This window comes from Kitasatospora sp. NPDC023120 (genome assembly GCF_055560835.1).
Genome location: NZ_JBVHHY010000021.1, coordinates 99632 through 123542 on the forward strand (window position 1 = coordinate 99632; position 23911 = coordinate 123542).

The 23911-nt window shown below is 74.0% G+C and carries 15 protein-coding genes; 9 read left to right on the forward strand and 6 right to left on the reverse strand.

Going from position 1 to position 23911, the window contains the following annotated elements:
* Positions 1-58: 58 nt before the first annotated feature.
* Positions 59-2875, reverse strand: coding sequence for a hypothetical protein (locus tag ACZ3TI_RS28580; protein WP_465731100.1), 2817 nt, complete (start codon positions 2873-2875; stop codon positions 59-61).
* Complete coding sequence (locus ACZ3TI_RS28585; protein WP_465731102.1) at positions 2872-6096, reverse strand: FtsX-like permease family protein; 3225 nt, start codon at positions 6094-6096, stop codon at positions 2872-2874. Before ACZ3TI_RS28585 ends, ACZ3TI_RS28580 begins: the two co-directional genes overlap by 4 nt.
* A 408-nt stretch (positions 6097-6504) precedes the next feature.
* Between ACZ3TI_RS28585 and ACZ3TI_RS28590 the strand changes: the two genes are divergently transcribed.
* Complete coding sequence (locus ACZ3TI_RS28590) at positions 6505-7233, forward strand: ABC transporter ATP-binding protein (RefSeq protein WP_465731104.1); 729 nt, start codon at positions 6505-6507, stop codon at positions 7231-7233.
* A gap of 9 nt (positions 7234-7242) precedes the next feature.
* On the opposite strand, the gene ACZ3TI_RS28595 is transcribed toward ACZ3TI_RS28590, so the two are convergent.
* From ACZ3TI_RS28595 to ACZ3TI_RS28605, 3 genes are all read right to left on the reverse strand, one after another.
* Positions 7243-8790, reverse strand: a complete 1548-nt coding sequence (locus ACZ3TI_RS28595; protein WP_465731106.1) for an FAD-binding oxidoreductase — start codon at positions 8788-8790, stop codon at positions 7243-7245.
* A 456-nt stretch (positions 8791-9246) separates the two neighbouring features.
* Positions 9247-10863, reverse strand: coding sequence for an alpha/beta hydrolase (locus ACZ3TI_RS28600; protein ID WP_465731108.1), 1617 nt, complete (start codon positions 10861-10863; stop codon positions 9247-9249).
* 253 nt (positions 10864-11116) lie between these two features.
* Positions 11117-11707 (reverse strand): TetR/AcrR family transcriptional regulator, encoded by a 591-nt coding sequence (locus ACZ3TI_RS28605; RefSeq protein ID WP_465731110.1) that lies wholly within the window; start codon positions 11705-11707, stop codon positions 11117-11119.
* A gap of 162 nt (positions 11708-11869) precedes the next feature.
* On the opposite strand from ACZ3TI_RS28605, the gene ACZ3TI_RS28610 reads away from it, so the two are divergent.
* Positions 11870-13045: an FAD-dependent monooxygenase gene (locus ACZ3TI_RS28610; RefSeq protein ID WP_465731112.1), complete on the forward strand. Its 1176-nt coding sequence runs from the start codon at positions 11870-11872 to the stop codon at positions 13043-13045.
* Positions 13046-13240: 195 nt separating this feature from the next.
* Here ACZ3TI_RS28610 and bfr read toward each other — a convergent pair whose 3' ends face one another.
* Positions 13241-13720, reverse strand: a complete 480-nt coding sequence (bfr, locus tag ACZ3TI_RS28615) for a bacterioferritin (RefSeq protein ID WP_465731114.1) — start codon at positions 13718-13720, stop codon at positions 13241-13243.
* 203 nt (positions 13721-13923) lie between these two features.
* Between bfr and ACZ3TI_RS28620 the strand changes: the two genes are divergently transcribed.
* The 7 genes from ACZ3TI_RS28620 (at position 13924) to ACZ3TI_RS28650 (ending at position 23751) form a co-directional block, all read left to right on the forward strand.
* Positions 13924-14355, forward strand: a complete 432-nt coding sequence (locus ACZ3TI_RS28620; protein ID WP_465731116.1) for a hypothetical protein — start codon at positions 13924-13926, stop codon at positions 14353-14355.
* A gap of 100 nt (positions 14356-14455) precedes the next feature.
* A complete protein-coding gene (locus ACZ3TI_RS28625; RefSeq protein WP_465731118.1) occupies positions 14456-14977 on the forward strand; it encodes a MarR family winged helix-turn-helix transcriptional regulator in 522 nt (173 codons plus the stop codon).
* Positions 14978-15117: 140 nt separating this feature from the next.
* Positions 15118-15612, forward strand: coding sequence for a hypothetical protein (locus tag ACZ3TI_RS28630; RefSeq protein ID WP_465731120.1), 495 nt, complete (start codon positions 15118-15120; stop codon positions 15610-15612).
* A complete protein-coding gene (locus tag ACZ3TI_RS28635) occupies positions 15609-16475 on the forward strand; it encodes an NmrA family NAD(P)-binding protein (protein WP_465731122.1) in 867 nt (288 codons plus the stop codon). The genes ACZ3TI_RS28630 and ACZ3TI_RS28635 overlap by 4 nt, the downstream gene beginning before the upstream one ends.
* Before the next feature lie 425 nt (positions 16476-16900).
* Positions 16901-20800 carry a Pls/PosA family non-ribosomal peptide synthetase gene (locus tag ACZ3TI_RS28640; RefSeq protein ID WP_465731124.1) on the forward strand — a complete coding sequence of 1300 codons (3900 nt, stop codon included), beginning with the start codon at positions 16901-16903 and terminating at the stop codon, positions 20798-20800.
* Positions 20801-20867: 67 nt separating this feature from the next.
* A complete protein-coding gene (locus tag ACZ3TI_RS28645; RefSeq protein WP_465731126.1) occupies positions 20868-22280 on the forward strand; it encodes a M1 family metallopeptidase in 1413 nt (470 codons plus the stop codon).
* Between the two features lie 91 nt (positions 22281-22371).
* On the forward strand, positions 22372-23751 hold the full coding sequence (locus ACZ3TI_RS28650) for a serine hydrolase domain-containing protein (protein WP_465731128.1): 1380 nt from the start codon (positions 22372-22374) through the stop codon (positions 23749-23751).
* The last annotated feature ends 160 nt before the right edge of the window (positions 23752-23911 follow it).

Below are 23911 nucleotides of genomic sequence, written 5' to 3' on the forward strand. Positions count from 1 at the left end.
GTCTCCACTCTTCCGGCGCGCCTGCGGTCCGTCACGGCCACGGGCGCCGCTTCGCGCGTCATTGCTGCTCCCCGGCGCGCAGTTCGGTGGCGATCTGCCGTCGGCCGGCGACCAGGGTCTCCAGCACCACCCCGAGGCAGACCAGCAGCGCCAGGCCCGCGGTGGGCAGCAGCACCGGCAGCAGCGTGGGGGTCAGGGCGTCGCCGACCTCGGCGCCGACCAGGGTGGAGATGTCGAAGGCGGGGCCGAGCAGTCCGACCGCCGCGGCGGCGACCAGGCCGCCGCCGACGGCCGCGGCCAGGGTCTGCGGCAGCGCTTCGGCGACGATCAGCGCCAGCCCCTGCCGGGGCCGCAGCCCCATGGTCCGCAGCCGGGCGAGGACGGCGGTGCGCTCGGGCGCGGCCCGGAACAGCGTCAGCAGGACGGCGAGCAGGGCGAACCCGGCGCCCGCGGCGGCCGCGTACCAGAACAGCCGTCCCGCGGCGTGCTGCAGCGGGTCGTCGGCGAGCGCGGCGGCGGTCTCCCGGCTGCTGTGCACGGTGTACCCGGAGGGCAGGCCGTGGGTGGCCTTGCCGGCGGCGGCGGCGTCGTCCGCGATCAGCTTGGCCATGCCCGTCGGCTGGGTCACGCCGCCGTCCCGGAGGACCGACCGGACCTGCTCGGGGTCGGGGTCGCCGACCGCGAGCCACTTGTTCGCCCGGTTGAGCTCCGGCAGGCGCTGCGCGGCGGGGCCGGCGGGAACGACGACGAACGGCTTGCCCGGGTCCGGCAGCGCGGGGGTGGCGGCGACCGTCGCGGCGACGGTGGTGCGCAGCTGGTTGCCGCTGGGCATGCGGACCTGGGGCGCGCCGGCGGCCAGGCGCTTGGCCAGGTCTCGGCTGAACAGCGCGGGCACCGGGGTGTCCGGGCCCCCCTCGGCGCCGGCGAGCTTCGCCGGGTCGAACTCGCCGGCCCCGACGGTCCGGGCGATCTCGGCGTACGCCGTCGGCTCGGCGACCACGAGGTAGGCCTCGGTGTACTCCTTGTCGGCGCCGATCAAGAGGGCCTTCCGCTCGACCCGGACCCCGGTCGCTGCCCGGACTCCGGGCAGGGCACCGGCGGCCTTGGTGAAGGACTCGGGCAGGGTGGCGTAGTCCGGGACGGCGACGGAGGCGTCGCCACCCGTGGCGATCCGCGCGGCCCGGGTCCGGACGTGGTCCACGGTGTCGAGCACGGTGGCGCCGAATCCGGCCGTGGTGACGGCGATCAGCAGGGCGAGCAGCGGCAGCGCGGAGGGCCGGCGCCGCCCCGAGTTGTCGCGGGCCGCCCGGGCCAGGCCGAGGAAGCCGATCAGACCGCGGCCACGGCCGGTGAGCGCGGCCAGCCAGCCGACCACCACCGGCTCGATCCTCGCCAGCAGCAGCCCGCCGGTGACGGCGAGCAGCAGCGGGGCGGCCACCAGCAGCGGGTCCACGTCCACGCCGGAACGGCCGACGCCACGACGGCGGACCTCCGCCACGGCCGCGGCGGTGACGGCCAGGACGGCGAGTTCGCCGATCGTCCGCCGCCAGCCGCCTGCCGTGCGTCGGCGCGACCACAGCAGGGCGGCCCGGGCCGGGAAGGCCAGCAGCGCGAGCAGGGCCGCGACCAGGGCCGACAGGACGGCGTACCCCCAGCGCGGGGTGGGCAGCAGCACCAGGGCCAGGGCCGTCCCGAGCACGGCGGCGGGCAGGACGGTCGCCGCGCCCTCGCCGAGCAGGCGCAGCAGCACCCCGCCGCGCGAGCCCCCGCGGGCCTGGAGCAGCCGGATCTCCGCGGTGCGCCGGTCGGTGGTCAGGGCCGCGGCCAGGCAGAGCACCACGACGGCCACGCCCGCGACGCCGGCCGGGCCGATCGCGCTCAGCGGCATGGCGGCCCGGTAGCGGGCGTCCGCGCGGGTGAGCAGGTCGGACAGGACGGAGGTGGTGTGCAGGTCCGCGCGCCCGGTCGCGTCGACCAGGGCCGAGGCGCCGTGTCCGGTCTGGAAGGACGCGATGGAGGCGCGGGTGCGGTCGAGCCGATCGGCGCGCAGCGAGGCGGGGTCGACGGGCAGACGCCAGAAGTTCTCGCCGCCCGAGCCCCAGAGCGCCAGGGCCTTGATGCTCCCGCCGTCGACGAAGCCGGTGGTCTGCCACCGGTTGGAGCCGTTGGAGCCCATGCGCAGGCAGGCGCGGGCCGGGCAGCCGAGGTCGTCCCAGAACGGGTCCAGCGGCTCGTTGACGCGGTAGAGGCCGACCACCACGCTGCTCGGCCCGGTACCCGGTCCGGCGCGGCCGTTGTCGACGGTGTCCCCGAGCTTGATGCCGATGGTCTCCGCGGCCTTCTCGCTCACCATGATCGGCAGCGGGGCGCCGACGTCGTCCGGGGCCGGGCCCGGCCAGGTGCCGGCCGTCAGGGTGACCCGGTCGGCGAGGCCGTGGAGGTAGAGGAGGGCCATGGCCGGCGGGGTGTTGTCGGAGAGCCGCGCGTAGCCCGGGTTGAGCAGCCTGCCCTCGACCTGGGCCTTGGTGCCGTAGGCCTCACCGGGCCGGGACAGCGTCAGCTCCCGCCCGATCCGCTCGGTCATCTTCTCGAGCGCGGCGTCGAGCTCGGCGGCGGTGTCGCCGCTGCGGGTCTTGGTGGCCGTCTGCAGGCTCGTCAGGTTGAGGCCCTGGTGGCTCACGTAGTCCCGCAGTGCGGAGTCCGCGCCGCGGTCCGCGACCCGGGGGAAGGCCGCCGCGAGGAAGACCGTCACCAGGGTGAGGGCCGCCATGAGCAGGGCGGCCACCGGATTGGCGCGCAGCCTGGTGCGGACCCAGCTCGCGGGGTGGTGGGCGGCCGTGGGGGTGGGCACGGGGGTGCCGGCCTTGGTGGTCACATCTCCTCCACGAGGCGCAGCCGGGCGGCCACGTTCCTACGGCGGCGTCCGACGAGGAAGGCGGACAGCAGCGGGACGACGGCGATCGCGGCCGCCAGCAGCAGCGCCCGGCCCACCGGCAGCTCGACCAGGGCCTCGGGCAGCGGGCGGCGGGCGGCGGGGGTCAGTACGACGAACGGCACGATCAGGTGGACGAGCAGGGCGCCGAGCCCGAGGCCGACCGCCCCACCGAGGGCGACCAGCAGGGCCGGTTCGGCCGCGGTGGTGCGGGAGACCAGGCGGCGGGGCGCGCCGAGGGCGAGCAGCAGGGCGGAGTCCTGGGAGCGCTGGCGGGCGGAGCCGGCCACGGCGGCGCCGAAGCCGATCGCCGCGAGGACGGCAGTGACGACCGCGATGGCCGTCAGCGCGCTCTGCGGGGCGGCGCCGACCGGGTCGCCGAGGAGGCCGTCGGCCACCTCGTCGTAGAGCCGGAGGTCCTGGGCGCCGGGGCCCGACCGCAGGGCGGCGGCGGCCTGGGCCGGGGTCCGGTCGCCAGGGCCGGTGGCGGGCAGCCACCACTCGGCGCTGCCGGAGACCGTACTGCCCTGGGCGATCAGCACGCGCGCGGTGGTGGCCAGGTCGACGAGGACCGCGCTGCGGCCCGCCACCGGCAGGGCCTCGACGGAGGCGGTGACCTTGACCGGGAGGGTGGTCCCGCCGAACGGCACCCGCACGGTGTCGCCGACCGCGGATCCGATGGCCTTCAGGTAGTCACGGGTGGCCACGCCCGGCACGGCTGCCGGCGCGCCGTTCTTGCCGGCGGCCGCGGCGGCCGGGGCGGCTGACCAGGAGACACCGGTCGGCACCGGGACGGCGGTCGCGGGCCCGTCGTCGGTGTCGGAGACGGCCAGCCGACGGACGACGGCCTCCAGGTTGGTCTTGGATTTGGTGGACGCGGTCGCCCCGATCACGGTCAGCGGCGCGGCGGCGGAGCCCATCGGGGCGTCGACCAGCGTGCTCAGCGGGGCCGAGCCGCGCAGGCCGTCGTCGGCCGGGACGCCGCTGAACGGGACCTTGTAGACGATGCCGAAGCGGTCCCGGACGAGGAGCGTGACCCGCAGGGACTGCTCGGAGGCCGGGAAGCCGGTCCGGTCGGTGGCGATGTCGGCGTCGATCCGCAGCGGACGGCCGGGCAGCGGCACGCCGTCCTGCGCTGCGCCGTCCTGCGTCGCGTGGGGGGTGGGCAGGGCGAGCGGGCGGAACAGCTCGTCCCGGGTGTGCCCGTCGAGCAGGTCCTCGCGCACCGGGACTCGGTCGGCGAAGGCGGCGGCGTCCACCGCGAGCACCTGTCCGGTGCCAGAGGGCAGTTGCTGCTCCTCGCGCACCACCGGGACCATCCGGTCGCCGCCGGGCAGGGTGCCGTAGCGCCCGGCCTGGCCCATCAGCGCGCCGTGCGAGGCGGAGATGCGCAGGCCGCCGAGTGTGTCGAAGGCGGCCTGGTCCCGCTGGGAGGCGGTCCAGGTGGCCTGCTGGCCGAGGGCGAGCACACCGGTGGCGACGGCCATGACGAGCAGCAGCACCGGCCCGGTGGCACGGGCGGGCTGACGGGCCAGCTGCCAGCCGACCATCGCCGGGCCGAGGCCGCGGCCCCCGGCGGCCACCCGGGCACCCAGCCGGGCGGCGAGCGGCAGCAGGCGCAGCACCACCAGGGTGCCCGCGCACAGCGCCAGGGTGGGGGTGGCGACCAGCAGCAGGTCGACGCCGAGCCGGCCCGAGGAGTCCGTGGACAGCCCGCCGCCGTACTGGCTGAGCTGCTGGTAGGCGAGGGCGGCCAGGGCGAGCAGGGCGAGGTCGCCGCCGTTGCGCGCGATGCCGGAGACCACGGCCTGACGGCTGCCGGTCCGACGGCGCAGGGCGGCGCCGGCGCCGCGCAGCAGGCTGGGCACAGTGGCCAGCACGACGCAGGCGAAGGCGCAGAGCGCGGCCACGGGCCAGAGCGTCCAGCCGATGCCGGTGTCCAAGGCGACCTGGTGGGAGCGGCCGAGGCCGGCCAGCACGCGGACCAGGAACGGGGTCAGCAGCGGCGCGAAGAGCGCCGCGGGGGTCGCGAGCAGCACCAGCTCCACGGCGGTGAAGGCACCGAGCCGGGTACCGGAGGCACCTCGGGCCGCGAGCAGTTCGTTCTCCCACTCCTGACGGGACGAGATCAGACGGACCACCAGCAGCAGGGCGGCTGCGGCGAGCACCGCCAGCTGCAGGGCGCCGATCAGCAGGGTGGAGCGGGCGACCATCATGCTGGCCGACAACTCGCGTATGACGGCGGTCAGTTCGGTGTTCGCGCCGAGCGAGGCGGTCTTCCGCAGGTCGTCGGTGAGGCCCTGGGCGCGGTCGCCGATGGCCTGGGCGGTGTCCTGGTCGACGCCCGCGAAGTCGGCGTCGAGCAGCCAACCGCGGCTGCCCTGCAGCAGACCGCCGGTGGTGAAGGCGCTCTGGTCGACCATCACCGGGCCGTAGGTGGTGAAGCCGCTGACCTCGACCTCGTGGCCGCCCACCGGGTCGATCCGCCAGTACGGGTCGAACGGGTCGACGGCCCGGTAGGCGCCGGTGACCCGGACGGTCAGCGGCTTGCCGTCGAAGCGGTCGATGAGGCGGACGTCGGCGGGCAGCCCCTGCTCGGTCAGGCCGAGCCGGCTCAGCATGCTCTGCGGGATGGCGGTCTGCGGGGCGGTGGACCGGACCGGCTCGGAGGCGGTGCCCGGCCACGTCCCGGCCACCAGGCGGACCCGGGCGCGATCGACGTCGGCCAGGACCGTCAGATCGACCTTGGCCCCGGGGGCCGGACCGGCCGTTCCGGTGGTCGACGGCGTTCCGGTCGCTGCCGGTGTTCCGGTGGTTGCCGACGTTCCGGTCGCCCCGGGTGCGTCGCTGCCCGGGAGGCCGTAGGAGCGGCTGCGCAGCATGCTGTCGGTGCGCACGGGCAGGTCGCCGAACAGCTTCTGCCGGTAGGCGGCGAGCGCCTCCTCGTCCTTCGCCCGCTGGTCCAGCCCGTGTTCGGCGGTCACCACCACCGTGGTCCGGGTGTGACCGGGGCCCTGGAGCGCCTGCCGCAGGCCGGCCTGACCGACACTGCTGTTGAAGGTCACCAGGGCGGTGAGCACCGCCGTGGTGATCAGCACCGTCAGCAGGACGGCAGCAGCCAGCGGCAGTCGCCCGCGCAGTCGGCGCACGACGAAGCCGAGCATCACGTTCCTCCCCCGGATTACGTCCCCCGGTAGCGTCCACCGGCCCCGCCCATCGACCCGATCCGGGCACAAATCGGCCACGGAGGGACACATCGAGAGCACACCGGCGCATTGATCACCGGTAATCGGTCACCGGATAGCGGACGATGCTGTCAGATTCGACCCAGGAACGGAAGGGACTTGCGCGAATCAAGTAACCAATGAGCAAATTCCTTTCATTGGTAGCATCCCGGCCCGGGATGTGCCGTTGAAATGCCATGCACACTTCACAACTTCGGCTCCAGCACGCTCCTTTGGCCGGGGACTCCACCCTTCTCGGATTCCCCGCCGGAACGTGAACCGACGGAGCCGCAGCAGCCGTAGACACCGGATAGGACCGGGTCGCCACGCCCACAGGGGGGACGCCGCATGAGGCAGCATCAGGCCGCCACCGCCGCCACGACCACCGAGCCGATGGTGACCGTATCCGACCTCCGACGCAGCTTCGGCACCGGCGAGCGGGCCGTCCACGCCCTTCGCGGCGTCTCCTTCACCATCCGCCGCGGCGAACTCACCGCGCTCAAAGGCCGGTCCGGCTCCGGCAAGACCACGCTGCTCAACCTGGTCGGCGGCCTGGACTCCCCGACCGGCGGCAGCATCTCCCTCGACGGCATCGACCTCGCCGGACTGAACGAGGACGGCCGACTCGCCCTGCGGCGCGAGCGGATCGGCTTCGTCTTCCAGTCCTTCGGGCTGATCCCGATGCTGACCGCCGCCGAGAACGTCGGTGTACCGATGCGGCTGCGCAAGGTGCCGGCCGCCGAGCGCGAGGAGCGCGCGCACACCCTGCTCGCCCTCGTCGGCCTGGCCGACCACGCCAACCAGCGCCCCGGCGAACTTTCCGGCGGCCAGCAGCAGCGCGTCGCCATCGCCCGCGCGCTGGCCAACGAGCCCGGCCTGATCATCGCCGACGAGCCGACCGGTCAGCTGGACTCGGAGACAGGCCGCTCGATCATGGAGCTGCTGCGCGCGGTGGTGCGCAGCGAGGGCGTCACGGTGCTGGTCGCCACCCACGACCCGACGCTGATGGGTCTCGCCGACCGGGTGATCGAGCTCCGGGACGGGCGGATCGTGGAGGAGGCGGAGCGGGCCGCGTAGCGGAGGTGGTCAGGCCCTGGCCGGGACGATGGACTGCGCGTGGTGGAACACCTCCTCCCCGTCCCAGTACGCCTTGGCCCGCTGCAGCCGCGCGTAGTTGCCCTTGTAGTAGAGGCGCGGGTAGGCCGGGTCGGACTGGTCGGCCGTTCCCAGGTCGATGTCCGGGTAGTTGACGTAGGCGCCGTCGGTCGCGGTGTCGATCTCCGGGACGCCTCCGGTCTCCCGGTAGACGTCGCGGTAGAGACCGCGCAGGTAGGTCAGGTGGGCGGCGTCCTCCGCCGGATCGGTCCAGTAGGTCTGGTACTGCAGCTTCATGATCGAGTCGCGCTGCGGGACGGCGGTCTCCTCGGGCCGTCGGGTGTTGATCCGGCAGCCGTAGGAGTCGATCTGGACCAGCGCCTTCGAGAGGTTCACCCCTTCGACGTCCCGTGTCAGCCAGTCCCAGAAGGTGGCGATCTGGGCCTGGCCGAACGGCTCCCGGTGGTACGCCGACTTGTACTTGCCGCGCTGGTTGTCGCCCGAGGGGTTGAGCGTCATGGTCGCCTGGAACCACGGGAGTTGCCGCCGCTTCTCCGGGTAGGGCAGGAACAGCCCGCCTGCGGCGCGGGTCTGGACCACCGAGCGGGTGGCCATCCCCTGCTCGACGGCCGCCACGAAGGCGTCCAGCGGCGCCGGGTCGTCGCCGTCCCACTGGCTGACCAGGACGACGTTCCCGTTGGAGTGGTGGGTGAGTTTCAGGATGGCGAACAGCCCCTGGTACACCGACTCCTGCGGCCCGCTGTGCTCCGCCATGAAGGCGCCGAAGTTGCGCACCAGGGCCTCGAAGTCGGCAGGCCGCTCGAGCAGTTCGTCCCACGGCCAGGCCACGCTGCTGAGCCAGACCCGGGGCGGCGGCTGGGGCGCGTCCGGCGCGAAGTGGTAGCGCAGCACCACCCCGAAGTTCCCGCCACCGCCGCCGGTGTGGGCCCAGAAGAGGTCCTGCTCGGGCGAGCCCTTCGCGTCCTCACGGTGCGCCTGCGTCACCACGGCGGTGCCGCCGCGGACGGTGACCACGTCGACCTGGACGAGGTGGTCGACGGTGAGCCCGTGCCGCCGGGACAGCAGCCCGAACCCGCCGCCGCAGATGTGCCCGCCCGCGCCGACCGAGTAGCAGGACCCGGCGGGCAGGGTGACGCCGTGCTCCCGGAACAGCGTGGTGTAGACGTCCCAGTTGGTCGCGCCGCCCTCGACGCAGTAGGTGGGCCGGCCGAACTTGTCCGTCGAGGCGGCGACGCCTCGCATCGTGCTGAGGTCGAGTATGACGCCCCGGTCGTTGTCGACGAAGCCCTCGTAGCAGTGCCCGCCACCGCGGACCGTGGGCCGCAGTCCGCGGTCCAGTGCCCGGTTCAACTCGGCGACCGCGTCGGCCTGGTTGCCCACCAGGCGGATGTAGGCGGGGCTGCTGCCCCACCGCTGGTTGAAGCCCTGGCTGAGCGTCCGGTAGCGAAGGTCCCCGGGTAGGATCGACCGCCCCTTCGGCAGCTCCCGCGGAGCGCCCTCGGCCGCCGCCGCGCTCATGGAACCGACGGTGATCCCGGCGCCCGCCGCACCGGCACCGCCCAGGAATCCCCGCCGGGAGAATCCGCTCTGCATGCCCGTCCCCACTTTCTCGATGCGAGAGAAGCCGGCGGGCCGCACGCTAACACGGGAATTCGATTCGGGGAAACAATTAATAAAAAGTGTGACAGTACGTCATTTTCGAGAATCCGTCCCGACACTTTCGCCCGCCGCTTCGCCGAACCCCGTTGTCAGTGGCATCGGCTACGGTCACCGACGACCGGACGAAATCCGCTCCACCGGAGGTTCGATGACGATCTTCTGCCGTATGCGGCGCATGAGTCGTACGTGCCATGCGCGCCGCACGTACCGGGCGATTCGGGAGCTCGCCGGAAGACACGGCTGTGGTGGCCGGCAGCACCGCCGACCACCACAACCGTCGTCCCGTCGTCCGTCGGCAGCCCGAGGGCCGGGCCGTCAGACCGCCGGGAAGATCTCCTTGTCCGGCTTCAGCAGCTGGCCCGGCTGCGGCGCGGTGCCGTCCACCAGGTAGCGGGTGACCAGACCGTTCAGGGCCGTGCTGCGGCCGACGGCGCAGTGCTCGATCGAGTCGACGCTGACCAGCACGGCGTTGCCCAGCTCCTGCTGCATCCGCTGGGCGAACTTGTACTGGGTCGCCGGGTCGTAGAGGTTGCCGATGACCATCACGGTGTTGGAGGTCTTCTTGTTCCACGGGCCGGAGAAGCGCTCGGCGTCCCGGGCCGGGGCCGGCCAGCTCGCGCACGCGGGCGCGTCGAAGGCCTGGTAGCGGCCGAAGGTCGGGGACTCCTGCTCCCAGGCCTTGGCCACGTTGGCGAACACCCGGTCGTTCGACGGGTACGGCTTGTCCTGGCAGTTGACGCCCAGGTAGGAGTCGTCGGCGGTGTACTCGGAGTCCGCCGGGGCCTCCCGCAGCGCACGCGGGACGTCCACCGTGAGGAGGTTGGCCTCCTCCTCCGCGACGTTCGCCTTCGGGGCCAGCAGGGTGGCGGCGCCCGGCTTGTGCAGCACCTGGTAGCTGGCCTGCAGCGACTTGGCCAGCGGGGCCAGCTTGGCCTGCGAGTACAGGGCGCTGGCGACCTCGCTGGTGAAGCTGCTCAGCGTCACCTTGGAGCCGTTCGGCAGCGTGATCGGGCTGGTCCGCAGGTGGTCGCGGAGCTCGTCGAACTTGGCCCGGGTGTCGCCCTCGCCGAAGGCGCAGCGCGGGGCGCCGGCGGTCTGGCAGCGCTTCAGGAACTCGTCCAGGGCCAGCTCGAAGCCGCCCGCGCGCTGGCGGTCGTACTCCAGGCCGTTGTGCAGGCGCAGGTTCGGGTCGACGTTGCCGTCGATGATGATCGCCCGAACCTTGTTCGGGTACATGTTGGCGTACGTCGAACCGATCAGGGTGCCGTAGGAGAAGCCGGCGAAGGTGAGCTGGGCGTCACCGACGGCGCGGCGCATCCGGTCGAGGTCGCGCACCACGTTGATGGTCGACATGTGCTCGATCAGCGGGCCCGCGTTCTTGCTGCAGGCGTCGGTGTAGTCCTGGTCCGCGTCCAGCGTCTCGTTGACCTCGGTCTTGGTGACCGGCACGCCGACCATGCGGTTGTTGACCGCGTCGGCGTCCTCCTGGGTCTTGAAGCACTTGAGCGGGTTGCTCCGGGCCACGCCGCGGGGGTCGAAGCCGACCAGGTCGAACTTGGACTGCACCTCGGGGCCGAAACGGCTGGTGGTCGCCCACAGGTAGCCGCTGCCGCCCGGGCCGCCCGGGTTGAGGAACAGCGAGCCGATCCGCTTCGACGGGTCGCTCGCGCGCCGCCGCATCATGGCGATGCCGACCTTTTCGCCCGACGGGTTGTCGTAGTCCAGCGGCACGGGGTAGACGGCGCAGTCGTAGATGCCGGGGTCCGGCTTGCTCGGGTCGGGGTTGCACGGGGTCCAGGCAACGGGGTCGACCTTCGCCTCGGCCAGGCCGGGGGCCTGGTCGATCGGCGCCGCCGACGCGGCGACGGCGCTACCGGTGACAAGGGCAAGCGCGCAGGTGACCGCTCCGGCCAACGTGGATATGCGGGACAAGGAACCTCCTCCGTACTGAAAAGGGCTGCCCCAGACTGTCAGCCGGAGATCTCCGTGTGAAGACCTCGGAGCAGCGGAAATTGTCCGCGCACCATTGCCGTACTCGCCACAATATTCTGTGAATGAACCAACTTGACGGTTGATTGACCTGAAACCCTGACGGTCGATTGACCTGACGGTTCATCGCGCGCCTGCGGCACGACCGGCTACGCCGCAGAGCCGGACCGGACCGAGGAGGGGCGGTCGTGACCGGCTAGGACCCCGTGGCCCCGCGCAGGGCGGCCGCCACCAGCCCTTCGATCTCCTCGGCCGCGGGCTCACCCCCGCCCACCAGGCGGTCGAAGACCAGACCGTCGATGCAGGCGAGCAGCGTGTCGGTCCGCCCGTCCGGGTCCGGCACGCCCCGCCCAGCGAGGAAGGCGCGGACGGCGGCGCGCCCCGCGTTCTCCCGCGGCACGAGGATCTCCCGCAGCTCGGGATCGCGCACGCTCTCCACCGCGCAGGCGTACCGGGCGAGCGAGCGCCGCCGCCCCTCACCGGTCAGCCGGTGCCGCATCAACTCGAGGACACCGTCGACCAGTTCCTCCACCGAGCGGACGGACACCCGCTCCCCCATGACCTGCAGCTCCGCCTGGTCCAGCTCCACGAGCCGCCGGACCAACGCGGTGAGCAGCGCCTGCCGCGTCCGCAGGTAGGCCGAGGTGGTTCCCGTCGGAAGCCCTGCCGCCGCGTCCACCGCCCGGTGGGTCAGCCCGCGCACCCCCAGGTCCGCCAGTACCCCGATCGCCGCGTCCGCCAGCACCGTCCGCCGATCCGCCCGCCCCTGCTCCTGATCCCGCTGCATCCCCCCTTTCTACCGGCATCCGGCCCAGCACCCCTCACCGGCAGCAGCGGTTCGGCCCCGCCCCGTGCCGGCCGTCCCCCGCCCCCTCCGGGCCGGCACAAGCCCGTAGTACGCTCCTTCTACAGCTGTAGAAGACACTGTGGCGACACGGGAGGACCGGGCATGGGCAGCAGCAGCGCGGTGGTGGTCGGGGGCGGGATCGGCGGGCTGGCGGCCGCGATCGGGCTCCGCCTGGCGGGGTGGGAGGTGACCGTGGTCGAGCGGGCATCCGTCCTGGACGACGCGGGGGCCGGCATCTCGCTGGCCGCCAACGGGATGCGCGCACTGGCCTCCCTGGGCGTCGGCGAGGCGGTCGAGGCGGCTTCGCGCCGCCAGTACACCGGCGGCACCCGGACGCCGGACGGTCGTCGGCTCGCGGTGATGGACGGTCAGGCGCTGGAGCGGGAGCTGGGCGCGCCGATCGTGGGCATACCCCGCGCGACCCTGCACCGGATCCTGCGCGAGGCCCTGCCCGCCGAGTCCCTGGTGATCGGCGCCGAGGTGACCGAGGTCGACACCACGCACCCCTCCCGGGTCCGGGTCGGCCACGGGAACACGACCCTGGACGCCGACCTCGTGGTCGCCGCCGACGGGATCAACAGCCGCATCCGGCGCCGCGTCCTCCCTGCCCACCCCGGGCCGGTGTACAGCGGTTCGACGGTGCTGCGGGCGATCACCGAGCGCCCGGTCGACGGGCTGAAGACCGACTTCGAGCTCACCTGGGGCCACGGCGCCGAGTTCGGTCACATCGCCTTCCCGGACGGCACGGCCGAGTGGCACGCCGTCCTCAACGCGCCGGCCGGAGTCCGCTACCGCGACCCGCTGACGGAGGTCCGCCGCCGCTTCGCGCGCTGGCACGAGCCGATCCCCTCGCTGCTCGCCGCGACCCGCCCGGAGGCGGTGCTGCACCACGACGTGAACGAGCTGGTCACCCCGCTGCCCACCTACGTCGCGGGCCGGATCGCCCTGCTCGGCGACGCCGCGCACGCCATGACGCCCCACCTCGGACAAGGCGCCTGCCAGGCCCTCGAAGACGCGGTCACCCTGGCGGCGGCGCTCGCCGAGGAGCACACGGTCGAGGACGCGCTCGCCCGCTACGACGCGGTCCGCCGCCCGCGCAGCCAGACCGTCGCCCGCGACGCCCGCCGGGCCGGCCGAATGGGCCAGCAGCTCGCGAACCCGCTGGCGGTCGGCCTGCGCAACACCGCAATCCGGCTGACCCCGCCCGGCGTGATGGTCCGGACCGTCCTCAAGCACGCCGACTGGAAGCCACCCCGGATCGCGCCCCGCATGGCCTGACCCTCCAACGCGCTGCGGCAGCCCGACCCCACCACCGTGGGGGAGCCCGACGGCCCGGCCGGGGCCGACCGGTTGCTCGCCCCGGCCACGGTTTCGCCGGCGACGCCGTCGTCGGCGACGCCGGGCTCTGAGCGACACGTACGCGCCCCTCGGGTACGTACCCCTCGGGTACCCGCCCCGCGCGGCTGTCCGCCGCTACGACTGGGGCTGCTCGACCAGCTGTGCCAGGTAGAGCGGTTCGCCGAGCTTCTCCAGCAGTTGCAGCTGGGTGTCGAGGTAGTCGATGTGCTGCTCCTCGTCGGCGAGGATCTCCTCGAAGATGTTCGCCGAGGTCACGTCGCCCTTGGTCCGCATCGTCACGATCCCCCGCCGGAGCCGGTCGATCGCCTCGACCTCGACCTGCCGGTCGGCCTCGAACATCTCCTTGACGCTCTGCCCGATCCGGACGTGGAAGAGTCGCTGGTAGTTCGGCAGGCCTTCCAGGAGCAGGATCCGGTCGGTGAGCGTCTCGGCGTGTCTCATCTCGTCGAAGGACTCGTGCCGGGTGTGGGCGGCGAGCTTCGGCCAGCCGTAGCTCTCCTGCATCTTCGCGTGCAGGAAGTACTGGTTGATCGCCGTCAGCTCCGCGGTCAGCTGCTCGTTGAGGAACTCAACGACCTCCGGATCGCCCTGCATGGCATTCTCGATTCTCTCCCGTGCGCGGCGAATTCCCCGCCGCGCGACCGGCCATGCCTTCACCGTACGCCGGGCCCGCCGGACCGGGGCCCGGAGGCTGAACGGTCAGCCCGCAGCGCCCGTACACCAGGGCGCATGTGTTCGCGGGCGACAGAGACGAGCGGCGGTCGGGGGACGCCGCCGCGGTACCCCCTGGAACCGTCATGAATCCTCGTACGTTTCGAACTTCGCTGCTGGCCGTCGCGGCGGCCTGCGCCGTGGCCAACGCCGTGATCCACCTGATCCTGGTTCCCTCGCACCTCGAGGAACAGTTCTACATCGGTGTCTTCTTCCTGGTCGGGGGCGTCGTGATGCTGGGTGTGGCCGTCGCTCTGGCCGCCCGCCGCCAGCGGACGGCCGCCTGGTCGGTCGGGTCGGCGACCAGCATCGCCATGATCGTCGGGTTCCTGCTCTCCCGCACCGTCGGTCTCCCCGGCTACTACGAGGACGGCTGGGAACTCCCGTACGGACCGCTCTGGCTGATCGTGGAGGCTCTCTTCGTCACCGCGTTCGCCGCCTGGCTGGTCCGGACGGACACCGCGCCCGCCGCCGCGCCGCAACCACGCCCGGCGGCCCATCGGGTGAGCGCGCGTTGACCGCCCGTTCACGGCACCGACGTGGAGCCCCCAGGCTCACCATGAGGGAGCCATCGCCCGGACTTGACGGGGAATCTGATTAGGCGCCATATTACTTCTCGTGACGCAGCACCCCGAGCCCGACCCGGGCGCACCCAGCCTCGACCAGGCCCGCCGCCAGATCGCCCGCTACGGCCTCACGGCCGATCCGCAGGCGGTCCTGGTGGCGGCCCGGCTGATGGCGGCGGGGGCCAGGATCGGGCAGGCCGGCGAGGTGCACTTCGGTCGCTTCGGACTGTCCACCGGCCGCTACCGCCTGCTGGCCGACCTGGAGGACCACGGCGGTGAGAAGTCGCCGTCCCAGCTCGCGGCCGGCCTCGGCGTCTCCCGGGCGACCGTGACCGGCCTGGTGGACGGCCTGGAACGGGAGGGCCTGGTGGCCCGCCGACCGTCCACCGAGGACGGGCGCGGCAATGTGGTGATCCTCACCGCGCGCGGCGCCGACAAGCTGCGCGACCTCGCACCCGAGCACTTCACCCGGATGCAGGCACTGGTCGGCGACCTCTCCGTCGAGGAGCGCGCCACCTTCCTCGACCTGCTGGGCCGGGTGGTCGCGGGCATCGGCGCGCTGACCGCGGACTGACCCCCCACACCCGCACCCCAGGCGGGCCGCCGAGCGGCCCGCCTTCCCTCAGCCCCAATAGTTAGGCACCTAAGCACAAATACTTAGGCGCCTAATCAGAACCCATCCGATCCGCAGAGCTCGATTTGGGAGGACAACCCATGAGCAAGAAGGCCCCCGGTGCTCCCCCGCCGTTCGTCCTGTGGCGCGAGGTCCTGGTCGCCTACCTCATGCCGGCCGCGACGGCCGGCCTCGGCGGTGCCGTCAGCGGGCAGCGGCAGCTGGTGGTCGCCGCGCTCACCACCATCGGCGGCACCTCCGCCCTGGTGGCCGCCGTGCTCGGCTCCGTCCTGCGCCGCCGCCCGGTCCGCACCAGGCCGGTGCGGACCCCTCGCGCGCTCGCGGCCGCCGCTCTCGGCCTGATCTCCGCCGGGCTCGGCCTGGCCCTCGGCCTTGCCGCCGCGCGCTTGCTCCCGCACGTCCCGGCGCTCACCGCCAGCCCATGGCCGAAGCGACTACCCCTCGATCTGCCGGTCTCCTCCGCCATCGCCGCCACCATCACCACCTGGCGCTGGCGCGGCAGCCGCCGCACCCCCGAACCGCACCACCCGCTCCCCGTCGGAGCCGAACCCCGACCCGAAAGGCAGACATCATGATCGTCATCATGGGCGCCGCTGGCGCCACGGGCGGCGCCACCCTGCGCAGCCTCTCCGCCCTCGGCGTCCCGAGCCGCGCGCTCAGCCGCGACCCCGCCCGCCTGGCCGCCGGACTGGACGAGCGGACCCTCGCCCGGACCGAGCCGTTCGACGCCGACGCCGCCGACCCGGAATCCCTCCGCGCGGCCTTCCGCGGCGCGCACCAGCTCTTCCTCACCATGGCCAACAGCCCGGACCAGGTCCGGCACGAGCTGAACGCGGTCGACGCCGCCCTCGACTGCGGGATCCGGCACATCGTCAAGGTGTCCGCCCCCGCCGCCGAGCCGGACTCCCCCGTCGCGGTCTCCCGCGGCCACCACCTGGTCGAGGAACGCCTGCGGTCCTCCGGCGTCGCCACCACCGTGCTGCGCCCGTACGCGTTCATGCAGAAGCTGCTGCTCCTGGCGCCCGGCATCGCCGCCGCCGGAGTGGTGCACGGCGCGATGGGGCAGGCGCGCTGCAACTACGTGGACGTCCGGGACATCGGCGACCTCGCCGCCGATGTCCTCACCCGCCCGGAGCTGGCGGGCGGCGCCTACCCGCTCACCGGTGGGCGGGCCTACAGCCATCCGGAGCTCACCGCACTGCTGGGCGGCTTGCTCGGCCGTACGGTCCGCTACCTCGACCTCTCCCCGGCCGAGCTGCACGCCCATCTGGTCGAGCGCGCCGGGATGCCCGACTGGCTCGCCGCCCACGTGGTGGAGATCCAGCAGCTCGCGGCGGTCCGCCCGGAGGCGCCGGACGCCACCTTCACCCGCGTCACCGGGCGCGCACCGCGCACGCTGGAGGCCTTCCTCCACGAGCACCTGCACCACTTCCGCTGACCGCTCGACCCCCACGCTCCACCCCCTCCGACCCCGTGGCGGGCCCGGACCGACCGGGGCAGCTGGGCCGAAAGAGTCCTGGAAACGGCCGAAACGCCGGGCCCGCCACTCGAAGGGAGCAGCATTCGCTGTGGTGTGGATCACGATCCAAAATCCGATCTGACGAACCGTCAATTCGACTGACCTTCCGTCACATCGATTCAGGAAAGCCCTAGTTGTTGACTGACATTTCATCAGATTCGGTCACTCTCGGGCGAGTTGGGGCGGGGACGCCCTCCTACGCCACCGGAAATCCGGAGCTACCATCGGTCGGGTTGTCCGCTCCGGCCCCGGAGTGGGGTCACCCGGTCCGGCGAGTGCTCCCACCGCCCCCAAGGGCCGGGCATGATCGGAACGGGGCGAGGACGAGGAGCGCACGGGCCGCCATGACAGCTGAACCGAGCCAGCCGAACGAACCGAGCCGGCCCCAGGTCGCCGCGCCGCCGCACGCCCTGTTCCCGGGCCGCCCGGCCGCCGCGCCGCGCACCCTGGTGGACGTCCTGGCCGCCACCGTGCGCGCCCACCCCGACGAGCCGGCCCTGGACGACGGCAGGGCCGTGCTCAGCTACCGCGCGCTGGCCGCCGAGGTCGAGCAGCTGCGCCGCCGACTGGCCGCCGCCGGAATCGGCGCGGGCGACCGGGTGGGTGTGCGCGTGCCCTCCGGCACCAACGACCTGTACGTCTCGATCCTCGCCGTGCTCGCCGCCGGAGCCGCCTACGTCCCGGTGGACGCGGAGGACCCGGACGAGCGCGCCGAGCTGGTCTTCGGCGAGGCCGGGGTCGCCGCCGTGCTCGGCGCCGGGCGCGCCCTGACCCCGACGGCGGAGCGCCTGCTCGCCCCGACCACGACCACGGGGCGCGCGCCGGCCCCCGCCGACGACGCCTGGATCATCTTCACCTCCGGCTCCACCGGCAAGCCCAAGGGCGTCGCCGTCACCCACCGCAACGCCGCCGCCTTCGTGGACGCCGAGGCCGCGCTCTTCCTCCAGGACGAGCCGATCGGCCCGGGCGACCGGGTGATGGCCGGCCTGTCGGTCGCCTTCGACGCCTCCTGCGAGGAGATGTGGCTGGCCTGGCGGCACGGCGCCTGCCTGGTGCCGGTCCCCCGCTCCCAGGTGCGCAGCGGCGCCGACCTCGGCCCGTGGCTGGCCGAGCAGGAGATCACCGTGGTCTCCACCGTCCCCACGCTGGCCGCGCTGTGGCCGGCCGAGGCGCTCAACGAGGTGCGGCTGCTGATCTTCGGCGGCGAGGCCTGCCCGCCCGAGCTGGTGCAGCGCCTGGTCACCGAAGGCCGCGAGGTGTGGAACACCTACGGCCCCACCGAAGCCACCGTCGTCGCCTGCGCCGCGCTGCTGACCGGCGAGGGCCCGGTGCGGATCGGCCTGCCGCTGGACGGCTGGGACCTCACCGTCGTGGACGAGGCCGGCGAGCCGGTCGCCCCCGGCGGCACCGGGCAGCTGGTGATCGGCGGGGTCGGCCTGGCCCGCTACCTCGACCCGGAGAAGGACGCCGAGAAGTACGCACCGCTGCCCTCGCTCGGCTGGGAGCGCGCCTACCGCAGCGGCGACCTGGTCCAGGCCGACCCGGCCGGCCTGCTGTTCCTGGGCCGCACCGACGAGCAGATCAAGCTGGGCGGCCGCCGGATCGAGCTCGGCGAGGTGGACGCGGCGCTGCAGGCCCTGCCCGGCGTGGCGGGCGCGGCCGCCGCCGTCCGGACCGCGCGCGGCGGCAACCAGCTGCTGGTCGGCTACCTGGTGGTCCAGGACGGCTTCGACCGCGAGCGGGCCGTCGAGCGGCTGCGCGCCGAGCTGCCCGCCGCCCTCGTCCCGCTGCTCGCGACCGTCGAGTCCCTGCCCACCCGGACCTCCGGCAAGGTCGACCGCAACGCCCTGCCCTGGCCGCTGCCCGAGCTGGAGGCCGCCGGTCCGAGCGAGCAGCTGTACGGCACCGAGGCCTGGCTGGCCGAGCAGTGGACCGAGATCCTCGGCATCAAGGTCAGCGGCCCGCGCGACGACTTCTTCGCGATCGGCGGCGGCAGCCTGGCCGCCGCCCGGCTGACCACCCTGCTGCGCACCCGCTACCCGAGCGCGGCCGTGCTGGACATCTACCAGAACCCGACGCTGCGCAAGCTCGCCCGGCACCTGGAGGGCACCGCCGCCGACACCGCCGAGGCCCGCACCGTCACCCTGGTCCCGACCAGGGCCAAACTGCTGCAGCTGCTCCTGCTGATCCCGCTCTTCACCGTGGTCGGCCTGCGCTGGACGGTCGCCCTGCTGGCCGCCGGCACCCTGCTCACGCACCTCGGGGACTACCCGTGGGCGCCCACCGCCTCCTGGTGGTGGGTCGGCGCGGGTGCGCTGGCGCTGTACACGCCGGCGGGCCGGCTGGCCGTCTCGGCGGGCGGTGCACGGCTGCTGCTGCGCGGCCTGCGCCCCGGCAGCCACCCGCGCGGCGGTGCCGTGCACCTGCGGCTCTGGGCCGCCGAGCGGCTCGCCGAGCTGAGCGGCGCGACCGCGCTGTCCGGCGCCTGGCTGGTGCGCTACGCCCGCGCGCTGGGCTGCAAGGTCGCATCCGACGTGGACCTGCACTCGCTGCCGCCGGTCACCGGGATGCTGAAGCTGGGCCGCGGCTGCGCGGTCGAGGCCGAGGTGGACCTGTGCGGCTACTGGCTGGACGGCGACCGGCTGCTGATCGGCCAGGTCAAGGTCGGCTCCGGCGCCGTGGTCGGCACCCGCTCGACGCTGCTGCCCGGCGCCCGGGTCGGCAAGCGCGCCCAGGTGGTGGCCGGCTCCAGCGTCACCGGTCAGGTGCCGACCGGCCAGCGCTGGGGCGGCGCGCCCGCCGCCAAGCTGGGCCGCGCCGAGCGCACCTGGCCCAAGGAGCGTCCGGCGCGCCGGGCCCGCTGGGCCGCGTTGTACGGCGCCAGCGGTGCCGTCCTCGGCCTGCTCCCGGCGCTGCCCGCCCTCGCCGGGCTCGCCGTGCTCTCCCGCTTCGTCCACCAGGGCGACCCCCTGGGCCCGGCGCTCGGCGGAGCGCTGCTCGGCCTGCTGCCGGCGACCCTCGCGTACGGCGCGGTGTACGCGGCGCAGCTGCTGGCGCTGGTGCGGCTGCTGAGCATCGGACTGGCACCCGGGGTGCACCCGCTGCACGGCCGGGTCGCCTGGCAGGCGTGGACGGTGACCCAGCTGATGGACCGGGCCCGGGAGGTGCTGTTCCCGCTCTACGCCGGGCTGGTCACGCCGCTGTGGCTGCGGGCGCTCGGGATGCGGGTGGGCCGGGGCGCCGAGGTGTCGACGGTGCTGGCGCTGCCCAGCCTGACCTCGGTCGGGGACGGCGCGTTCCTGGCCGACGACACCCTGATGGCGCCGTACGAGCTGGGCGGCGGCTGGGTGCGGCTCGGCGAGGCGAAGGTCGGCGATCGGGCGTTCCTGGGGAACTCGGGGATGACCGCGCCTGGCCGGTCGGTCCCCAAGCGCGGCTTGGTGGGCGTGCTGTCGGCGACTCCGGCGAAGGCGAAGAAGGGCGGCTCGTACCTGGGCATGCCGCCGGTGCGGCTGCCGCGCTCCGCGGACCAGGCCGACCAGAGCCTGACCTACGAGCCGCCGGCCCGGCTGCTCTGGGCGCGCGGGCTGGTCGAGCTGGCTCGGGTGGTGCCGGTGCTGGCCTCGGGGGCGCTGGGTCTACTGACGGTGGCCGCGATGTCCTGGCTGGCCGCGGGCTCGCCGCTGACCGCCGCGCTGCTGTCGGGCCTGGTGCTGCTGGGGGCCGGCACGGTCGCCGCCCTGGTGGCGGTGGCGGCGAAGTGGCTGCTGGTCGGGCGGTTCCGGGCGGTGGAGCACCCGCTGTGGAGCGGCTTCGTGTGGCGCAACGAGCTGGCGGACACCTTCGTGGAGATGCTGGCGGTGCCCTGGCTGGTCGGCGCGGTGCCGGGCACGCCGGTGCTGAACCTGTGGCTGCGGGCGCTCGGCGCGCACGTCGGGCACGGCGTCTGGTGCGAGAGCTACTGGCTGCCGGAGGCGGACCTGGTCACGCTCGGCGACGGGGTCAGCGTCAACCGGGGCTGCGTGGTGCAGACGCACCTCTTCCACGACCGGATCATGCGGATGGATACTGTGGTCCTCCGCGAGGGCGCCACCCTGGGCCCGGGCGGCATCGTGCTGCCCGGCAGCACGGTGGGCGCGCGCAGCACGCTGGGCCCGGCCTCGCTGGTGATGCGCGCCGAGTCCGTCCCCGCCGACACGCGGTGGCTGGGCAACCCCATCGAGGCGTGGCAGACCACGTCATGAGCTCCTCTCATGACGCCATGAGCCGCACTCACCACGACCGATCGCATGAGCAACTCTCATGGCCCACATGAGCGACGCTCACGAGCCGCACATGAGCCGCGCTCATGAGCACCCCACGACCACCCGTCCCGGCCCGCAGGAAGCGCACGCCCCCGTGAAGTCCAAGCACGCCCCCGCGGCCGCCGGCGCCCCGGACCCGTACTTCCCGAACAGCGGCGACCACCGCTACCGGGTGCACCGCTACGAGCTGACGCTGGACTACCGGCCCGGGCCCAACCGACTGGCCGGCTCGGCCCGCCTCAGCGCGGTCGCGGATGCGGCGCTGGCCGAGTTCGCGCTCGACCTGGCCGAGTTCCGGATCGGACGGGTGCTGGTCGACGGCCGGGCCGCCCGCTACACCCACCGCGCCGGCAAGCTCCGCATCCGCCCGGCGAAGCCGCTCGCGGCGGGCGCGGCGTTCACCGTCGAGGTGCACTACACCGGCAACCCGCGCCCGGTGCGCAGCCCCTGGGGCGGCCTGGGCTGGGAGGAGCTGACCGAGGGCGCTCTGGTGGCCAGCCAGCCGATCGGTGCGCCGTCCTGGTTTCCGTGCAACGACCGGCCCGCGGACAAGGCGACGTACCAGATCGCGGTCACCACGCCGTCCCCGTTCACCGTGGTGGCGAGCGGCCGGCTGCTGACCCGCACCACCCGGGCGTCCAGCACCACCTGGGTGTACGAGCAGAGCGCGCCCACCCCGACCTACCTGGTGACGGTCTCGGTCGGGCACTACCGGGCGGTGCCGCTGGCCGCCCGGCCGGCCGTGCCGCAGACGGGGTACGTGCCGGAGCGGCTGGCCACCGGGTTCGCCCGGGACTTCGCCCGGCAGCCGGAGATGGCGGCGTACTTCGGCGAGGTCTTCGGGCCGTACCCGTTCGGCGAGTACGCGGTCGTCCTCGCCGACGAGGAGCTGGACGTCCCGGTGGAGGCGCAGGGCGTCGCCACCTTCGGCACCAACCACCTCGGCGGCGGCTGGGATCGCGAGCGGCTGATCGCGCACGAGCTGGCCCACCAGTGGTTCGGCAACAGCGTCACCATCGCGAACTGGCGGCACATCTGGCTCAACGAGGGCTTCGCCAAGTACGCGGAGTGGCTCTGGTCCGAGCACGCCGGCGGCCCGGCCGCGGCCACCCGCGCCCGCGCCGCGCACGGGCTGCTGTCCGGGCTGCCGCAGGACCTGACGCTCGGCGACCCGGGCCGGAAGCTGATGTTCGACGACCGGCTGTACCAGCGCGGCGGGCTCGTGGTGCACGCGCTGCGGCGGGCGCTCGGCGACGACGCGTTCTTCGCGATGCTGCGGGACTGGACGGGCCTCAACCGGCACGGCGTGGTCGACACCGCCGACCTGCGGGCGCACGCCTCCCGGTACACCTCCGCCCCGCTCGGCCCGCTGTTCGAGTCCTGGCTGGAGCGGCCGGAGCTGCCGCCGCTGCCGGACTGAGTACCCGTCGGGGCGGGTGGGGTCATTCGTTCGGGTCCGGGGCCGGACTGGGCTACTGTCCGTCCACATGTCGATGAGTTCAGAAGCCCACATGACCGATCTGCCCGACGAACTGCTGCCGACCACCCGCCGCGCCCTGCTGCACCGGCTCGCCGTCGCCCAGTCCGGGGGGCGCACGCCCTCGATGCTCGCCGGCGTGGTGCGGGGCGGGCGGCTGGTGTGGAGCGGCGCCCGCAGCATGATCGACGGGCACGCCCCGACCCCGGACGTCCAGTACCGGATCGGCTCGCTCACCAAGACCTTCGTCGCCGTGCTGGTGCTGCGGCTGCGCGACGAGGGCCTGCTCGACCTCGCCGACCCGCTCTCCCGCCACCTGCCCGGCACCCCGGCCGACGCCGCGACGATCGCCCAGCTGCTCTCGCACTCCTCGGGGCTCGCCGCCGAGACCCCCGGCCCGTGGTGGGAGCGGACCGACGGCGCGCTGCGGCCCGGCCTCGACGACATCCTGGAGACCGAGCGCCCGCTCAAGCACCCGGCCGGACGGCTCCACCACTACTCCAACCCCGGCTACGCGCTGCTCGGCGCGCTGGTGGAGAAGCTGCGCGGCGAGCCCTGGGGCGAGGCGCTGCGCCGCGAGGTGCTGGCACCGCTCGGCATGGACCGCACCACGCTGCTGCCCGAGCACCCGCACGCCGGCGGCTTCGCCGTGCACCCCTGGGCCGACGTCCTGCAGCCCGAACCGCTCACCGACACCGGCCTGATGGGCCCGGCCGGCCAACTCTGGTCCACCGGCGCCGACCTGGCCCGCTGGGCCGCCTTCCTCGCCGCCGGCGACGACAAGGTGCTCTCCGCCGAGACCGTCGCCGAGATGCGCCGCCCCGCCGTCGCCCCGGACGACCCCGGCTGGACCACCGCGTACGGCCTCGGCCTGCAACTGCGCCGCCACGAGGACCGGTTGCTGTACGGGCACACCGGCTCGATGCCCGGCTTCACCGCCGGCCTGTGGATCAGCGAGGCCGACGGCCTGGCCGCGTTCGCCCTCTCCAACGCCACCAGCGGCGCCAACGCCCCGCAGCTGGCCGCCGCTCTGATCGCGATCACCGCCGAGCACGAGCCCCGGTTGCCCGAACCCTGGCGCCCGCTGCCCGAGGTGGACGAGGAGCTGCTGGAGCTCACCGGCCCCTGGTACTGGGGCGCCGCCCCGAACGCCCTGCGGCTGCGGGCCGACCGGGTGCTGGAGCTCGCCCCGCTCGCCGGCGGCGGCCGGGGCTCGCGCTTCCGTCCCGAGCCGGACGGCACCTGGACCGGACTGGACAACTACTACGCGGGCGAGACCCTGCGGGTGGTCCGCACCCCGGAGGGCACGGTCAGCCACCTGGACGTGGGCTCCTTCGTCTACACCCGCGAACCGTACGGCCCGGCCGAAGCCGTCCCCGGCGGCGTGGACCCGGAGGGCTGGCGCGCCATCTGAGCCCGGCCCGGGGCGCGAACCGGGTGCGGACCTGAGCCGGGTGGCGGACCTGAGCCGGGTCCGGCCGTGAGCCACGCCCGCGCGCGAGCCAGGCTCGGGCGCGAACCGGTTCCGGGTGGGCCGCCCGGGTGGACGGCACAACGGGGGCGTACGGTGCAGT

What these genes read in the sequence shown, in the direction of transcription:
- ACZ3TI_RS28585 (WP_465731102.1), bottom strand. Translation starts at nt 6,096, where the DNA reads ATGCTCGGCTTCGTCGTGCGCCGACTGCGCGGGCGACTGCCGCTGGCT.
- ACZ3TI_RS28635 (WP_465731122.1), top strand. Translation starts at nt 15,609, where the DNA reads ATGATCGTCATCATGGGCGCCGCTGGCGCCACGGGCGGCGCCACCCTG.
- ACZ3TI_RS28595 (WP_465731106.1), bottom strand. Translation starts at nt 8,790, where the DNA reads ATGAGCGCGGCGGCGGCCGAGGGCGCTCCGCGGGAGCTGCCGAAGGGG.
- ACZ3TI_RS28590 (WP_465731104.1), top strand. Translation starts at nt 6,505, where the DNA reads ATGAGGCAGCATCAGGCCGCCACCGCCGCCACGACCACCGAGCCGATG.
- ACZ3TI_RS28645 (WP_465731126.1), top strand. Translation starts at nt 20,868, where the DNA reads ATGAGCGACGCTCACGAGCCGCACATGAGCCGCGCTCATGAGCACCCC.
- ACZ3TI_RS28610 (WP_465731112.1), top strand. Translation starts at nt 11,870, where the DNA reads ATGGGCAGCAGCAGCGCGGTGGTGGTCGGGGGCGGGATCGGCGGGCTG.
- ACZ3TI_RS28620 (WP_465731116.1), top strand. Translation starts at nt 13,924, where the DNA reads ATGAATCCTCGTACGTTTCGAACTTCGCTGCTGGCCGTCGCGGCGGCC.
- ACZ3TI_RS28640 (WP_465731124.1), top strand. Translation starts at nt 16,901, where the DNA reads ATGACAGCTGAACCGAGCCAGCCGAACGAACCGAGCCGGCCCCAGGTC.
- ACZ3TI_RS28630 (WP_465731120.1), top strand. Translation starts at nt 15,118, where the DNA reads ATGAGCAAGAAGGCCCCCGGTGCTCCCCCGCCGTTCGTCCTGTGGCGC.
- ACZ3TI_RS28650 (WP_465731128.1), top strand. Translation starts at nt 22,372, where the DNA reads ATGACCGATCTGCCCGACGAACTGCTGCCGACCACCCGCCGCGCCCTG.
- ACZ3TI_RS28605 (WP_465731110.1), bottom strand. Translation starts at nt 11,707, where the DNA reads ATGCAGCGGGATCAGGAGCAGGGGCGGGCGGATCGGCGGACGGTGCTG.
- bfr (WP_465731114.1), bottom strand. Translation starts at nt 13,720, where the DNA reads ATGCAGGGCGATCCGGAGGTCGTTGAGTTCCTCAACGAGCAGCTGACC.